This window comes from Spirillospora sp. NPDC048823 (genome assembly GCF_043198445.1).
Taxonomy (GTDB): Bacteria; Actinomycetota; Actinomycetes; order Streptosporangiales; family Streptosporangiaceae; genus Spirillospora.
On record NZ_JBICUT010000057.1, the window covers coordinates 1 to 1,033 of the forward strand.

The 1,033-nt window shown below is 69.4% G+C and carries 1 protein-coding gene; it reads right to left on the bottom strand.

Annotated features, from left to right (window positions below):
• Nucleotides 1-88: 88 nt before the first annotated feature.
• Nucleotides 89-1,033, bottom strand: a 945-nt coding sequence (locus ACGFK0_RS37695; protein WP_392913583.1) for a transposase, incomplete at its 5' end; no start/stop codon positions are given.

The following is a 1,033-nucleotide window of genomic DNA, read 5'->3' on the forward strand; positions in this document are numbered from 1 at the left end:
CGTAAGCATTCAGCACCGGCACGTTTCGGTGTTGCGTGATCGCTGTGGGTGATCGCGGGAGGGTGTGCTTGGGCCGGTTTCGAGGTGGTCAGGCTGGGGCGGGGTCGGGTGGCATCCAGGGGCGTCCCAGGAGTGCGTCGCGTGTCGCGGTGAGGATATCGATGCCGTGTTTGGCGGCGGTGGAGAGGTAACCCCGGACGGCGTACCGGTGTTCGGTGGTCTTCTCAGAGCGGAGCCTGCCGGAGATCTTCTGCTGGGTTTTGGCCGGGCGGACGTCGCGTTCGGCCTGGTTGTTGGTCGGGGGAATGCGCAGGTCGCGGGTGAAGCGCAGGACGTCGTCCTGGCGGTCACGCAGCACTTCCAGCAGGACCCGGCCGATCGGCTGGGTCACGGTCTTGGCCGGTCCGGGGATGCGGCGGACCTCGGCCAGGCCGATGCGGACCCCGTGCCGGAAGCTGCGGGTCCACATCGCCAGGGTGCCCGCGGGGATCGCGCCGGCGTCTTGGGCGCGGGCGAGGTTGGCGGCGTGGATCAGCCCTTGCAGGGCCTCGGCGATCTGGACCGGCCAGGCCGCGCCGGGGTAGGTTTCGGCGCAGTCGGCCAGGTCACGCAGCAGGTGAGCGCAGCACAGCTGGTGGTCGCGGGCGCCGAGCTCGGCCGAGTCGTAGTTCTGGTAGCGGTCGTGCACGATCACGCCGGTCAGGTCGGCGATGATGAAGTCCCTGAACGTCTTCATGGTGCGGTCGCCGAGCATGTACCAGGTGAACAGGCCGGTGGAGGCGACCAGCAGATACTTCTTGGCCTTGCCAGGGCCGACCCGGACCGGGGTCTCGTCGCAGCACACCACATGCGCGAGGGTGAGCAGAGCCCGGATCCGCAGGTTGGCCTGCTCCACCGCCGCCGCGGCACGTTTGAGCAGGCCGTGGACGAACCCGGGCGAGGGCTCGGCACCGGTCAGCGAGGTGACCAGCTCGGCGACCCGGTGCACCGGGATCGCGTGCGCGACCATCAGATACACGCACCAGGACCGCAG